Origin of the sequence: Serratia ureilytica (assembly GCF_017309605.1) — a bacterium.
In the GTDB taxonomy this organism is placed as follows: domain Bacteria; phylum Pseudomonadota; class Gammaproteobacteria; order Enterobacterales; family Enterobacteriaceae; genus Serratia; species Serratia ureilytica.
In genome coordinates this window covers 40,289-53,617 of the sequence record NZ_CP071320.1, presented here as the reverse complement: position 1 = coordinate 53,617, position 13,329 = coordinate 40,289, and the positions used below count along the sequence as shown (strand labels likewise).

The window sequence follows — 13,329 nt, the reverse complement described above, 5'->3', positions numbered from 1 at the left end:
CATGAGGGAGAAGGCGTTTTTTGCACTATCAAGGGTAACCCGAAGCGCAAACGCAGGCAGCCGGCCGCTGCCTGAACGCACCGCGCCAAGGACGTTCACCGCCATGTGCGCCAGCGTATTTTGCGCTGGCGTCTTGCTGTTGCCGCTCGCCGGCCAGGCGGCGGAAGACAATAAATCCCAGCTGAAAGACATTCAGCAGAGCATCGCCGAGAAAGAAAAAGCGGTGAAGCAGCAGCAACAGCAGCGCAGCTCGCTGCAGGATCAGCTGCGGCAGCAGGAAAAAACCATCGCCCAGGCCAGCCGCCAGTTGCGCGACACCCAGGGCACGCTCACCCAGTTGGGCAAGGACATTTCCGGCCTGAACGCCTCGATCGCCAAGCTGCAAAAGCAGCAATCGACCCAGCAAAACCTCCTCGCCAAACAGCTTGACGCCGCCTTCCGGCAAGGGCAGCACAGCGCCGTGCAGCTGATCCTCAGCGGTGAAGAAAGCCAGCGCAGCGAACGTATTCTGGCCTATTTCGGTTATCTGAACGAAGCGCGCCAGAAAACCATCGAAGAGCTGAAACAGACCCGCGCCGAGCTGGCGAAGCAAAAAACCACGCTGGTGGCCAAACAGGGCCAGCAAAAATCCTTACTGAGCGAACAACAGACGCAGCAGCAGAAGCTGGAGCAGGCGCGCGGCGCCCGCAAGAAAACGCTGACCGCGCTGGAAGCCTCGCTGGAAAAAGACCAACAACGCCTGGTGGAACTGCGCCAAAACGAAGCCCGCATGCGCGACAAGATCGCCCGGGCGGAGCGCGAAGCCCGCGCGCGCGCCGAACGCGAAGCGCGTGAAGCGGCCAAGGTGCGCGAACAGGTGCGCATCAAGGAACAGCAGGCGAAGAAAACCGGCACCACCTACAAACCTAGCGAAGCCGATCGCTCGCTGATGGCGCGAACCGGCGGCCTCGGCCGGCCGGCCGGCCAGCTGATGTGGCCGGTGCGCGGCCGCACGCTGCACGGCTTTGGCGAGCAGCAGCAGGGCGAGCTACGCTGGAAAGGCATGGTGATCGAAGCCCGCGAAGGCAGTGAAGTGAAAGCCGTCGCCGATGGCCGCGTGCTGCTGGCCGACTGGCTGCAAGGCTATGGCCTGATGGTGGTGGTCGAACACGGTAAAGGCGACATGAGCGTGTACGGCTATAACCAAAGCGCGTTGGTCAACGTCGGGGCGCAGGTGCGCGCCGGCCAGCCGATCGCTCTGGTCGGCACCAGCGGCGGCCAGGGAACGCCGTCGCTCTATTTCGAAATCCGTCGTCAGGGACAGGCGGTTAACCCACTGCCGTGGTTGGGAAGATAGATTTGCGCTATGTCAAAACCCGTACAGCTCTGTTAATGGGCTGTCTGCTGCAGGCTTACGCTGCGCAGGCAGGAAAACTCTCCATCGTCATCGATGACGTGGGCTACCGCCCCCACGAAGAAAACGCGGTGCTGCAAATGCCGACGGCGATCTCGGTCGCAGTCTTGCCCAACGCGCCGCACGCCCGCCTGATGGCCACCCGCGCCCACAGCCAGGGCCGCGAAGTGCTGATCCACATGCCGATGGCGCCGCTCAGCAAGCAGCCGCTGGAGCGCGATACGCTGCAGCCCGCCATGAGCAGCGACGAGATCCAGCGCATCATCCGCAACGCGGTGAACAACGTGCCTTACGCGGTCGGCATGAACAACCACATGGGCAGCGCCATGACCTCCAGCCTGCCGGGCATGCAGAAAGTGATGCAGGCGCTCGAAAGCTACCGTCTGTACTTCCTCGACAGCATGACCATCGGCAACAGCCAAGCGACCCGCGCCGCGGCCGGCACCGGCGTGAAGGTGATCAAACGCAAGGTGTTCCTCGACGATACCGCGAACGAAGCCGATATCCGCCGTCAGTTCAACCGCGCGGTTGAATTGGCGCGGCGCAACGGTTCCGCCATCGCCATCGGCCACCCGCGCCCGGCAACGGTGAAAGTGCTGCAGCAGATGCTGCCGTCGCTGCCCGCCGATATCGTGCTGGTCAAACCGAGCGCGCTGCTGAACGAACCGCAGGGCAACGGTGGCGGCAGCTACGTCCCGCCGCCGGTCAAACCGCAAAAACCGCAGCCGAAGAACCCGTTCAGCGGCGGCATCAAACAGTGCAAGGTCAAACCGCCGAAGGAAAAAACCAACGCCGGCACCGCGCTGGGCGTTATCGCCGACAGCATTGCCACCTCGCCGCCGGTGACCTTCATCAAGCGTCATTGGCAGCACTGGACGCAAACCAAACCGCAAGCATAAAAAAAGGGCCGGAATTCCGGCCCTTTTCACGCCTGCCGAGATCAATCCCAGCTCAGCACCACTTTGCCCGACTTGCCGGAGCGCATGGCGTCGAAGCCCTGCTGGAACTCGTCGATCGAGAAACGGTGGGTGATGATCGGGGTCAAATCCAGACCGGACTGGATCAGCGCCGCCATCTTGTACCAGGTCTCAAACATTTCGCGGCCGTAAATCCCTTTGATAAACAGCCCTTTGAAAATCACCTGGTTCCAGTCGATCGACATATCCGAAGGCGGAATGCCCAGCATGGCGATGCGCCCGCCGTGGTTCATGGCGTTCAGCAGCGTGCGGAACGCCGGCGGCGCGCCGGACATTTCCAGACCGACGTCGAATCCTTCGGTCATGCCCAGCTCGGCCATCACGTCGTTGAGGTTTTCCTTGCTGACGTTCACCGCGCGGGTCACGCCCATCTTGCGCGCCAGTTCCAGACGGTATTCGTTAACGTCGGTGATCACCACATGACGGGCGCCGACGTGTTTGCACACCGCCGCCGCCATGATGCCGATCGGACCGGCGCCGGACACCAGCACGTCTTCCCCGACCAGATCGAACGACAGCGCAGTATGCACCGCGTTGCCGAACGGATCGAAGATCGAAGCCAGTTCGTCGGAGATGTTATCCGGGATCTTGAAGGCGTTGAACGCCGGGATCACCAGATATTCCGCGAAGCTGCCCGGACGGTTCACGCCCACGCCGATGGTGTTGCGGCACAGGTGCGTGCGGCCGCCGCGGCAGTTGCGGCAGTGGCCGCAGGTGATGTGGCCTTCGCCGGACACGCGATCGCCGATGCTGAAGCCTTTGACTTCCTGACCGATCGCCACCACTTCGCCCACGTATTCATGGCCGACCACCATCGGAACCGGAATGGTTTTTTGCGACCACTCGTCCCAGTTGTAGATATGCACATCGGTGCCGCAGATCGCGGTTTTGCGGATTTTGATCATGATGTCGTTGTGGCCCAGCTCCGGCTGAGGCACGTCGGTCATCCAAATCCCTTCTTCCGCTTTCAGTTTTGACAGTGCTTTCATGGTTTTACCTTATGCAATAACGCCAAGATCCTTACCGATACGTGTAAACGCCGCCACTGCGCGTTCGATTTGCTCCGGGGTGTGGTCGGCGGACATCTGGGTGCGGATGCGCGCCTGGCCTTTCGGCACCACCGGATAGAAGAAACCGGTCACATAGATGCCTTCCTTGAGCAACGCATTGGCGAATTCCTGCGCCAGCTTCGCCTCCCCCAGCATGACCGGGATGATGGCGTGATCGGCGCCGGCCAGGGTGAAGCCGGCGGCGGTCATTTTTTCGCGGAACAGACGCGCGTTGGCCCACAGGCGATCGCGCAGCGCATCACCCTCTTCCAACAGTTCCAGCACTTTGATCGACGCGGCGACGATCGCCGGCGCCAGCGAGTTGGAGAACAGGTACGGGCGCGAGCGCTGGCGCAGCCACTCCACCACTTCTTTCTTGGCGGCGGTGTAGCCGCCGGACGCGCCGCCCAGCGCCTTGCCTAACGTACCGGTAATGATATCGACGCGGCCCATCACTTCGCAGTATTCATGGGTGCCGCGCCCGTTGGCGCCGACAAAGCCCACCGCGTGGGAGTCATCCACCATCACCAGCGCCTGATACTCGTCCGCCAGATCGCAAACCCCTTTCAGGTTGGCGATCACGCCGTCCATCGAGAACACGCCGTCGGTGGCGATCAGAATGTGGCGCGCGCCGTCGGCTTTGGCCTGTTTCAGCTGCGCGGCCAGCTCGGCCATGTCGTTATTGGCGTAGCGATAGCGCTTGGCCTTGCACAGCCGCACGCCGTCGATGATCGACGCATGGTTCAACGCATCGGAGATAATGGCGTCTTCCGGGCCGAGCAGGGTTTCGAACAGCCCGCCGTTGGCGTCGAAGCAAGAGGAGTACAGGATCGCGTCTTCCATGCCCAAAAAGGCCGCCAGTTTCTGTTCGAGCTGCTTGTGGCTGTCCTGGGTGCCGCAGATGAAGCGCACCGACGCCATGCCGAAACCGTGGCTGTCCATCCCCGATTTGGCGGCGGCGATCAGCGCCGGATGGTTGGCCAGGCCCAGGTAGTTATTGGCGCAGAAGTTGATCACATGGCTGCCGTCGGCGACGGCGATGTCCGCCTGTTGCGCGGAGGTAATGATGCGTTCTTCCTTGAACAGCCCTTCACTGCGCGTGGCGGCAAGCTGTTGTTCCAACTGCTGATAAAAAGACGCTGACATTCGGTTATCTCCAGGATTGGACTAATTGCGGCATATTTTACTGATTTGTAACCAAACTGACGAGAATGCGCGGGAGAGAATATTAAAATTGCAGCAGATATCACGGCAAACGGCGGACTTCAATGGCAATGCGGGATATTCGGAGCCCTTCCGCTGTTTGCCGCGGCATGAAATGCTATGATAACCGCCATTGAGCGTGGGGCATTGTGCCCCACCAGGCAGCTTAGCAGGGGTAACCCAATGATTATCGTTACTGGCGGCGCCGGCATGATCGGCAGCAACATCATTAAGGCACTGAACGACAAGGGATATCGCGATATCCTGGTGGTGGACAACCTGAAAGACGGCACCAAGTTCGTCAACCTGGTCGATCTGGACATCGCCGACTATATCGATAAAGAAGACTTTATCGCCAGCATCGTGGCCGGCGACGATCTGGGCGAGATCGAAGCGGTGTTCCACGAAGGCGCCTGCTCTGCGACCACCGAGTGGGACGGCAAGTACATGATGGACAACAACTATCAGTACTCCAAAGACCTGCTGCACTACTGCCTGGATCGCGAAATTCCGTTCCTGTACGCCTCCTCCGCCGCCACTTACGGCGGCCGCGAAGAGTTTATCGAAGAGCGTCAGTATGAAGCGCCGCTCAACGTGTACGGTTATTCCAAATTCCTGTTCGATCAGTACGTGCGTGAGATCCTGCCGGAAGCGGACTCGCAGATCTGCGGCTTCCGCTACTTCAACGTTTACGGCCCGCGCGAAGGCCACAAAGGCAGCATGGCCAGCGTCGCCTTCCACCTGAACACCCAGATCAACCGCGGCGAAAACCCGAAACTGTTCGCCGGCAGCGAAAACTTCAAGCGTGACTTCATCTACGTCGGCGACGTGGCGGCGGTCAACCTGTGGTTCTGGGAAACCGGCAAATCCGGCATCTTCAACTGCGGCACCGGTCGGGCGGAAACCTTCCAGGCGGTGGCTGACGCGGTGGTGGACTTCCATCAGCAAGGCGCGGTGGAATACATCGAGTTCCCGGAGAAGCTGAAGGGCCGCTATCAGGCGTACACCCAGGCCGATCTGACCAAGCTGCGCGCCGCCGGCTACGACGCACCGTTCAAAACGGTCGCCGAAGGCGTGAAAGAGTACATGGCCTGGTTGAACCGCACCGCATAAGCTGAAGGAATTAACGCTGGGTATGAAAATACTGGTTATCGGCCCTTCTTGGGTTGGCGACATGATGATGTCGCAAAGTCTCTATCGCACCCTGAAGGCCGAATATCCGACGGCGGAGATCGATGTGATGGCGCCGGCCTGGTGCCGCCCGTTGCTGGCGCGCATGCCGGAAGTCAATCAGGCGCTGGCGATGCCGCTGGGCCACGGCGCGCTGGGGCTCGGCGAACGCCGCCGCCTGGGGCGCGCTCTGCGCGCCAACCGTTACGATCGCGCTTACGTTCTGCCCAACTCGTTCAAATCCGCGCTGGTGCCTTTCTTCGCCGATATCCCGCAGCGCACCGGCTGGCGGGGCGAAATGCGCTACGGCCTGCTGAACGACGTGCGCGTGCTCGACAAGGCGGCTTTCCCGCTGATGGTGCAGCGCTATGTGGCGCTGGCCTATGACAAAGGCCGCGTTCAGCGCGCCGACGATCTGCCGCAGCCGCTGCTGTGGCCGCAGCTGCGGGTGAGCGACGAAGAGATCGCCGAAACCACCTCAGCCTTCAACCTGACCGACAGCCGCCCGATCGTCGGCTTCTGCCCAGGCGCGGAGTTCGGCCCCGCCAAGCGCTGGCCGCACTATCACTACGCGGCGCTGGCTCAACGGCTGATCGAGAGCGGCTATCAAATCGCGCTGTTCGGTTCGGCAAAAGACCATGAGGCCGGCGAACAGATCCGCGCCGCGTTGCAGGACGACGCGCGCGATTTCTGCCTTAATCTGGCCGGAAAAACCCAGCTGGAGCAGGCGGTGATCCTGATCGCGGCCTGCCGGGCGGTGGTCAGCAACGACTCCGGTTTAATGCACGTTGCCGCAGCGTTGAACAAACCGCTGATAGCCTTGTACGGCCCAAGCAGCCCCGACTTCACGCCGCCGCTCTCCGACAAGGCGCGGGTGATTCGCTTGATCAGCGGCTACCACAAGGTGCGTAAGGGCGATGCCGAACAGGGGTATCACCAAAGTTTGATCGATATTCAGCCGCAGCAAGTGTTGGATGCGCTGACGCCGTTGCTTGTCGCCAGCGAGGAATAGTCATGCAGGTGTTAATCGTAAAAACGTCCTCGATGGGAGACGTGCTGCATACGCTGCCCGCCCTGACCGATGCGCTGCAGGCCATTCCCGATATCCGCTTCGACTGGGTAGTGGAAGAAGGTTTCAGCCAAATCCCCACCTGGCACCCGGCGGTGGATCGCGTGATCCCGGTGGCCATTCGCCGCTGGCGCAAAAACTGGTTCGGCAGCGACACCCGACAGCAGCGCTGCGACTTCAAGCGCGCGCTGCAAGAACGCCGTTACGACGTGGTGATCGACGCGCAGGGCCTGATGAAAAGCGCCGCGCTGATCACGCGCGTCGCCAAGGGCAACAAACATGGCCCGGACTGCAAAAGCGCGCGCGAACCGTTCGCCAGCTGGTTCTACAACGTGCGCCATGAGATAGACAAACGGCAGCACGCGGTGGAACGCACGCGCGAGCTGTTCGCCAAAAGCCTCGGCTACGATAAACCGGGCAGCTACGGCGACTATGCCATCGCCGCGCGTTTTCTCAGCCAGCCGCCGGTCGATGCCGGTCAATATCTGGTGTTTTTGCACGCTACGACCCGCGACGACAAGCATTGGCCGGAGCAGAACTGGCGCGAGCTGATCGCGCTGACGGCCGACAGCGGGCTGAAGATCAAACTGCCCTGGGGGGCGGAGCATGAACATCAGCGCGCGCTGCGGTTGGCGGAAGGTTTCCCACATGTCGAGGTGCTGCCGAAGCTCAGCCTGCAGCAGGTGGCTGACGTGCTGGCGGGCGCCAGGGGCGTGGTCTCGGTCGACACCGGGCTAAGTCATCTGACCGCCGCGCTCGACAGACCGAACATCACGCTGTTCGGGCCAACCGATCCCGGCCTGATCGGCGGCTATGGGCAAAATCAGCACTCGCTGATTTCGCCGGAAAAAAGCATGGCGACAATCGACGCCGATACGGCATGGCAGGCGTTGCAAAAGGTTATAGCATGAAAAAACTGCATATTATCAACCTGGGTAAAATGGGCGGCGTCGAGCGCCTGTTCCTGCAGTACATCAACGATACCACCGACGGCAGCAACCAGGTCTTGTGCATCAGCGGCGACATTGGCGAAGAGATCCGCCGCCAGTTGCCTGCGCATCAGCCCGTCACCTTCGCCAACCGCCTGATCAATGCACTGCCGCTGCGCTGCCCGCAGTTCCTGCGAAAATTTCTGTTGAAGTGGAAAATCGAGCGGGCCAACGCCGACGTGGTGATCGTCTGGGATCTGGTGCCGGGGCTGGCAGCCAAACCCAAGCGCGGCAAGCTGGTTTACTACGATCACGGCTGCTCCTGGCGCTACCCGAAAAATCAAAAGACGCTACGTTTCTTCGCCATGCTGGACGGCGTGATTTCCGCCTCACACGCGTCGAAGCGGGTGATGGAGCTGCGCTTTAATCTGCCTTGCCCCAATCACGTGGTGATCAACCGCATCAAGACGCCGGCGGGGATCGACACTGCGCCGAAAACGCTGTCGCAACCGGTCAGGATCGGCACGGCCTCACGCCTGGTCAGCCTGAAAGGCATCAGCGTTTCATTATTGATGATGCAGGAGCTGCGGCGGCGCGGGCATGACGTCACGCTGGAAGTGGCCGGCAAAGGGCCGGATCGCGCGGCGTTCGAGGCGCTGGCGACTCGGCTTCAGCTCGGCGACCGCATCACTTTCAGCGGTTATCAGGATGACGTCGCCGGCTTCTTCAATCGCACGCACATCTACATGAGCACGCCGATCACCGAGCCGTTCGGCTTGTCCTGCATGGAATCGCTCTATTTCGGCGTGCCGGTCATCTTCCCGCAGGTTGACGGCCAGCCGGAAGCGGTGAAAGACGGCGTCTGCGGCATTGGCCTGGTTCCGTCGGTCACCATCGAACAACACCGGCAGCTCACCGATATCGAGGTCGACTTCCCGCATGAAGTCTACGATCCGTTAACCGACAGCCTGGTGTCGCCCAAGCTGTTGTCGCATATCGACTGTGCGGATGCCGTTGAGGCATTGCTGGCGGGCGAAACCTACCAGACGTTGAGCCGAAACGCGCAGCGCTATCCTGCTGAACATTTCAACTATGCTCAGTTCAAAGCTGAGTTTGACGACACGCTGCGATCCTTCATCGTTTAATCAACACGTGAGCCGGAAAACACGCCCGATGCTAAAACAAAAAACGCCGCACCCTGCCTTCAGTTATTTGATTTATCTGGGATGCGCCATCGCTTTTTGCACCATTCCTTTCGGTTCCGCGACCGGACGCAATCTGTTTTACGTTTCCAGCTACATCGCCTTTATCGCCGTTTGCCTGTATCCGCGCTACTACTTCAGCAACGTTAAAAATCTGCTGTTGCCCGCGCTGATGTTCTGCGTCGGCATGGGCACCATCCTGTGGATGCATCACTTCAAACAGCCGGGTGAGTACATCAACATTTATCGCTCTTATATGTCGACCGGCAAACTGCAGCTCGCAACCGCTTTCATCTTGCTGATTGCGCTCAATGAGCGGCTGTGCGTGCAGCGCCTACTGATCGTCGTGGCCCTCGTTACCGGCCTGGCGATCAACGGCTATTCTCTCTATCAGGGATTGCGGCTGGATATTCCTCGCGTGGAGCTTAACTTCGATCGCGCCACGGTCGCTGCCTATCTGATGACCGCCATCGATCTGGTGATGATGCAAGCCATCCTGATGCTGCGCACCCGCTACCGCCTGGTGCTGTACATTGCGGCGTTCCTGCTTTCCTTCTCTGCGTTGGTGCTGACCGGCACCCGCGCGGCGATGCTGGTTTACCCGGTGGCGATTTGTCTGTCGCTGCTGGCGACCAAGCATCTGGTTTCCAGGAAACACAAGCTCGCGTTGATGGCCTCGGTACCGCTGCTGCTCGTAGCCTGCGGCCTGGTGTTCAAACCGCAGATAGAAGAACGCATTCAGGCCTTTGAGACCGACATGCGTCTGATGGATCAGCCACAGACTGAAAACTCGATCATTTCCCGACTGTCGATGCAAACGCTGGCATGGCGCACCGGCTCACAAGCTCCTTGGGGTCAATCCGCCGAGCAGCGCGGTGAAGAGATCCGCGCCATCGTCGCGCAGCAACCTCGCCTGTCTGGCGTCATGCCTTACATCAACGTGCATCTGCATAACGAGCTGCTGGAAACCTATTCGCTCAAGGGGGTCTGGGGGGCGTTGCTGTTGCTGGCGCTGTATATCGGCCTGTTCTTCTCTTCATTCCGGCCGCAGCGCAACGCGCTGCTGCTGAGCGTGAGCGCCAGCCTGTTCGTTTACGGTCTTAGCGACGTCATCTTCTTCAGCACGGAAGGCACCGTCATGTTCTGTCTGGCGCTGATCGCTGGGGTGCTCTCCGTGGCGAAACCGCCTTTCGCCCAGGAGCAGACCGCGTGAAAACTCATCAGCCACCGCTGCTCAGCGTTATCGTGCCGTTTTACAATAACGAAGCGTTCGTCATCGCTGCGCTGGATTCGTTATTTACGCAGATTTCTGATGAGATTGAGGTGGTCATCATCGACGATGGCTCTACCGATGCGTCAGGGGCGCTGGTCAGCCGGTATCTGGCGCAGCGGCAGCATCCGCACGTGGCTTTTATTTCACAGGCCAACGGCGGCATTGCGCACGCCCGCAATGTCGGCCTGCAGCATGCCGCCGGCCGCTACGTCACCTTTCTCGACGGCGACGATCTGCTGAGCGACGACTATCTGGCGATCCTGCGGCCCCTGCTGATCGCCGATGAATATGACCTGATCGATTTTAATTATCAGAAGTTCACCGAACAACCGCCGAAACCCGAGAACCGCGCGACGCAGCCCGCAGCCTACGACTTTTCCTCGTTGGGGCTGGGCAGCCTGCAACCGCTGTTCGCACGCTCGATGTGGCATCTCTGGAGCCGGGTATATAAGCGCACGCTGCTGGCAGGGGAAACGTTCGAAGACGGCAGGCGTTATGAAGACGTGATTTTCACGCCTTTTCAGTATTTCAAAACTCGCCGCATCGCCCATCTTGACTGCGAACTCTATTTCTACCGGGATAACAGCCAGGGCATCACCCGCAATATCAAACCTAAAGATATTGAAGATTTGCTGTTCGCCATGGAGAAGATGCTGCGCTTTGTGGCGCAGCATCCTGGGGATGAGCCGCTGCGCCGGTTGGCCGCCCTGATGCTGGCCAACTGCTTTTCCGAGGTGAAAAGCATGTCGAAGGCGGTGTACGGTTATTATCATTACGCGCCGGCAACGCTGCAAATTCTGCGCCGCGCCGCCGCTGTCTGCCGCAACAGCGACGTGCCGGGCAAAAAAGTCCGCCAGATGCGCTATGCGCGAGTGGATACCTTTCTTTCGAAGCTGCGCGGGCGCAAACCACGCTAACCGCATCGGCCTGGCGGCCGATGCGTCGCCGCACCTCTAGCGCGCTAAAGGCACGTGCGCGACCAGTTCGTCATAAATCCGCTGCGGCTGAATGACCCCCATCGGGCTTTCCGCCTCCAGCGGCATCGTATAGCCGGTGCGCGACACCTGAATGATGCGGTGCAGTTCAGGATCCTGAATCGGCCCGGTGGAGCGTGAATCGGCGGTCACGAACAGGCTGATGGTTTTCACCTTCAACGCCACCGCCAGATGCAGCGGCCCGGTGTCGCCGGTGACCAGAACATGGAAACTGTCGAGCAACGTCAGCAAGCCTTGCAGCCCCGTTTTACCGATCTGATTATCCACGCAGGCCTGCGTTTGCGGGCCGATCAGGCTCATAAACTGCTGGGCCTTGCCGTCGTCAAGCGGTGCGCCAATCAGCACGATGCGCACATTGGGGTGCTTCGCCACCAGCTCATCGGCCAGGCGCGCATAGTGCGACACCGGCCAGCAACGCGACTCCGTCGATGCCCCCAGTTGAAAACCGATGGTGGGATGGTCGCTGCTTTTGACGCCGCGCTGATAGTCCACGGGAATTTCCATCGTCGGATCGTCGCTACGGCAGCCCAAAATGGAAATCAGCTCCAGTTTGCGGCGCACGAAATGGCCGTAATAATGGAAGATATAGTTGGTTAACCAAGGTTCCAGCCCGCAAATACCCGAGCTGTAGTTATCCCTGATGATGTACTTTGCCCCCGCCATGATGGCGCTGATGATGTCATAAGGCAGGTGAGAGTGCAGGATCAGCGCCAAATCCGGCTGATGTTCGCGCAGCGATTTCAGCAATGGGCGTATCGTCTTGATCTTGCTGTCCCAATACACCACGCGATCGTAATAGCGGCCGTTCTCCACCAGTTCGCGGTTTTTCTTGTGCACCACCAGCGTGATGTGCGCGTTGGGATAGCGTTCCCTCATCGCCCTCAATGCCGGCGTGTTGAACATGAAGTCGCCCAACGCCGTGGTGGAATAGATGACGATATTGTCAAACTGCTGGGCGCCGTCGAACGTCGCCTTGTCCTGAAAACGGCCGTACTTCGCCGTATAGCGCCGCAAAAACCAGTCGGCAACCTTAATTTTCCATTTCTTCGACATGTGCGTGCTTAGTTCGCTTTAAGTTGATAATACTCGGCCAGCGTCATGCCCACCGTGCGCTGCTGCAGCCAGTCAAACAGCTGCTCCAGATCGCGGTACAGCACTTCGATATCCTGCTCGGTTTTGAACGTCGGGCTGCCGCCCGGCATAAACTCGGAGGAGTGCAGCATAAACTCGACGTAGTCATGCCCCTGCGCCAACGACGTCTCGGCCACGCTTATCATCTTGGCCACGTTGCCGCCACTCGGCCGCAGCCAGTTGACGGACGGCGAACGCCGCTTGCCGCGCAGCCGATCATAGCCCTGCTTGAACGCATTCATCAGCGCCGAATGCTTGTACTGGATGCTCATCGGCACTTCCAGCAGCGACGAAGCGCCCGGCTTGGCGATGTTCTGCGGATCGATGAAATAGGCCTGCGACGGGAACCGGCTGTAATCGGTACCGCCGTTGCCCTGCGGGTTGCCCGGCGAAAACTGCCAGTTGACCCGCGGCGTGACCGAACAATCCACCTGATAGCCGTATTCCAGCAGCAGTGAGGCATAGTATTCGTTGAACGCCCAACGGCCGGCGCGATGGCTGAGCATTTTGGTCTGGAAGGCGTCCTCCAGCAGTTTGGTCATGTGGTCGACTTTGGCGCGTATCTGATCGGCGGGATACTCGATCAAATAAGGCTTGTGGCGCCAGTCGTCATCGGTGAGCGGCGTCAGCGGCGGGCTGTTCCAGGCGTGCAGATGCATGCCGACTTCACCGGCACCGCGGGCGATCACGTCACGCGCGAACTCGACGTAAGCCGGATCCATCGCCATTTCATAGTTGGTGAGATAAACCGGCTTGAAGGCATATTTCTCGCACAGCGCCTGAAAGCGCGGCAAGAAACGCGTGTTTTCGGTCGCGATGCGATCGTGGTTTTGCCACAGATTATCGCCTTCGGTATCAATGGTGATGAGAAACGCCGGTTTAGTCATGAATATCGAACCTGATATCAACAGAATACGCTATGTTACGCAGCCCGTTTC

Annotated in this window: 12 protein-coding genes; 8 read left to right on the top strand and 4 right to left on the bottom strand. The window is 59.9% G+C overall.

Annotation, left to right across the window (positions count from 1 at the left end; genetic code table 11):
* The first annotated feature begins 1 nt into the window (after window position 1).
* On the top strand, window positions 2-1,336 hold the full coding sequence (envC, locus tag J0X03_RS00260) for a murein hydrolase activator EnvC (RefSeq protein WP_028128084.1): 1,335 nt from the start codon (window positions 2-4) through the stop codon (window positions 1,334-1,336).
* 2 nt (window positions 1,337-1,338) lie between these two features.
* Entirely contained in the window at window positions 1,339-2,292 is a 954-nt protein-coding gene (locus J0X03_RS00255) for a divergent polysaccharide deacetylase family protein (protein ID WP_047025852.1), read from the top strand.
* A gap of 41 nt (window positions 2,293-2,333) precedes the next feature.
* On the opposite strand, the gene tdh is transcribed toward J0X03_RS00255, so the two are convergent.
* Both tdh and kbl read right to left on the bottom strand, forming a co-directional pair.
* Window positions 2,334-3,359 carry an L-threonine 3-dehydrogenase gene (gene tdh / locus J0X03_RS00250; RefSeq protein ID WP_033645198.1) on the bottom strand — a complete coding sequence of 342 codons (1,026 nt, stop codon included), beginning with the start codon at window positions 3,357-3,359 and terminating at the stop codon, window positions 2,334-2,336.
* Between the two features lie 9 nt (window positions 3,360-3,368).
* Window positions 3,369-4,565 carry a glycine C-acetyltransferase gene (gene kbl / locus J0X03_RS00245; protein ID WP_033645197.1) on the bottom strand — a complete coding sequence of 399 codons (1,197 nt, stop codon included), beginning with the start codon at window positions 4,563-4,565 and terminating at the stop codon, window positions 3,369-3,371.
* Window positions 4,566-4,805: 240 nt separating this feature from the next.
* Here kbl and rfaD point away from each other — a divergent pair, with 240 nt between their 5' ends.
* Genes rfaD through J0X03_RS00215 form a run of 6 tightly spaced genes read left to right on the top strand, consistent with a single transcriptional unit; the run spans window position 4,806 to window position 11,182 of the window.
* Window positions 4,806-5,735: an ADP-glyceromanno-heptose 6-epimerase gene (gene rfaD, locus J0X03_RS00240; protein ID WP_033645196.1), complete on the top strand. Its 930-nt coding sequence runs from the start codon at window positions 4,806-4,808 to the stop codon at window positions 5,733-5,735.
* A 22-nt stretch (window positions 5,736-5,757) separates the two neighbouring features.
* The gene (gene rfaF / locus J0X03_RS00235) at window positions 5,758-6,804 is read left to right on the top strand and encodes an ADP-heptose--LPS heptosyltransferase RfaF (RefSeq protein ID WP_033645195.1); all 1,047 of its coding nucleotides are present in this window, start codon (window positions 5,758-5,760) and stop codon (window positions 6,802-6,804) included.
* Between the two features lie 2 nt (window positions 6,805-6,806).
* Complete coding sequence (gene rfaC, locus J0X03_RS00230) at window positions 6,807-7,772, top strand: lipopolysaccharide heptosyltransferase RfaC (RefSeq protein WP_033645194.1); 966 nt, start codon at window positions 6,807-6,809, stop codon at window positions 7,770-7,772.
* Window positions 7,769-8,935 carry a glycosyltransferase family 4 protein gene (locus tag J0X03_RS00225; RefSeq protein ID WP_160204687.1) on the top strand — a complete coding sequence of 389 codons (1,167 nt, stop codon included), beginning with the start codon at window positions 7,769-7,771 and terminating at the stop codon, window positions 8,933-8,935. Before rfaC ends, J0X03_RS00225 begins: the two co-directional genes overlap by 4 nt.
* 28 nt (window positions 8,936-8,963) lie before the next feature.
* Window positions 8,964-10,205: an O-antigen ligase family protein gene (locus J0X03_RS00220; RefSeq protein ID WP_122016976.1), complete on the top strand. Its 1,242-nt coding sequence runs from the start codon at window positions 8,964-8,966 to the stop codon at window positions 10,203-10,205.
* A complete protein-coding gene (locus J0X03_RS00215; RefSeq protein WP_149542944.1) occupies window positions 10,202-11,182 on the top strand; it encodes a glycosyltransferase in 981 nt (326 codons plus the stop codon). The genes J0X03_RS00220 and J0X03_RS00215 overlap by 4 nt, the downstream gene beginning before the upstream one ends.
* Window positions 11,183-11,218: 36 nt before the next feature.
* Here the strand turns inward: J0X03_RS00215 and J0X03_RS00210 are convergent, their stop codons facing one another.
* Complete coding sequence (locus J0X03_RS00210) at window positions 11,219-12,313, bottom strand: glycosyltransferase family 9 protein (protein ID WP_047025858.1); 1,095 nt, start codon at window positions 12,311-12,313, stop codon at window positions 11,219-11,221.
* Window positions 12,314-12,321: 8 nt separating this feature from the next.
* Entirely contained in the window at window positions 12,322-13,278 is a 957-nt protein-coding gene (locus J0X03_RS00205; protein WP_033645189.1) for a polysaccharide deacetylase family protein, read from the bottom strand.
* Between the last annotated feature and the right edge of the window lie 51 nt (window positions 13,279-13,329).